The sequence below is a fragment of the Microbacterium sp. B24 genome (assembly GCF_000333415.1).
In the GTDB taxonomy this organism is placed as follows: domain Bacteria; phylum Actinomycetota; class Actinomycetes; order Actinomycetales; family Microbacteriaceae; genus Microbacterium.
Map to the genome: position 1 here is coordinate 1 of NZ_BADB01000537.1, position 985 is coordinate 985.

The window sequence follows — 985 nt, forward strand, 5'->3', positions numbered from 1 at the left end:
CGGGCTTCGAGGGCGAGTTCCCACGACGCCGGGTTGCCGATACGGATGGCCGAGGCGATCGTCTCGGGGTTGCGGACGACCTCGCCGCGCACGAGCGGCGCCGAACCTTCTGCCTGGAAGCCGAACATCCGCGGCACCTTGGTCGCGACGCCGCGTGCGGCCTCTTCGCGGTATCCGCGCGAGTACGCCGTGTAGTTGCCGGCGTTGCCCACCGGGATGAGGTGGAAGTCGGGCGCGTCGCCGAGCTGAGAGACGACCTCGTAGGCGGCCGTCTTCTGCCCCTCGATGCGGTCGGGGTTGACCGAGTTGACGAGGTGGACGGGGTAGTTGTCCGCCAGCTCTCGCGCGATCTCCAGGCAGTCGTCGAAGTTGCCGCGCACCTGGATCAGCCGGCCGCCGTGGACGACCGCCTGGCTGAGCTTGCCCATCGCGATCTTGCCCTCCGGCACGAGCACCGCTGCCGTGATGCCCGCGTGCGCCGCGTAGGCGGCAGCGGATGCCGAGGTGTTGCCGGTCGACGCGCAGATGACGGCCTTCGCGCCGTGCTCGACGGCGCGAGAGAGGGCCACCGTCATGCCGCGGTCTTTGAAGGAGCCCGTCGGGTTCATGCCCTCGAACTTGATGAAGACGTTCGCGCCGGTCTGCTGCGACAGCGCCGCCGCCGGAATGAGCGGTGTACCGCCCTCGCCGAGCGTCACGACCGTCGAGGTCTCGGTGACTCCGAGTCGATCGGCGTACTCGCGCAGGACTCCCTGCCAGACGTGTGCCATCTCCATGTCTCCTTCTTGCGGTGCCGCGACCGCGAGTTCAGTTGCCTTCGACACGCAGAACCGACACGACCCGGTCGACCACGCCGCTGGCGGCGAGACGATCGACGGTGTCGCTGAGGTCCTGCTCGCGTGCCGTATGGGTGCCGATGACCAGACGCGCGATGCCCGCGACGTCCTGTTCGACCGGAACGAGTTGTGCTGCGGGTCGATCGGTT

General features: G+C 68.6%; 1 protein-coding gene and 1 pseudogene. Both read right to left on the reverse strand.

What is annotated here, in order from left to right; translation table 11 throughout:
- Positions 1 to 770: threonine synthase (gene thrC, locus I5I_RS15780; RefSeq protein WP_036322032.1), on the reverse strand; the 770-nt coding region annotated here is incomplete at its 3' end.
- 37 nt (positions 771 to 807) lie between these two features.
- Positions 808 to 985: pseudogene (locus I5I_RS17730) on the reverse strand (homoserine dehydrogenase); the annotation flags it as partial.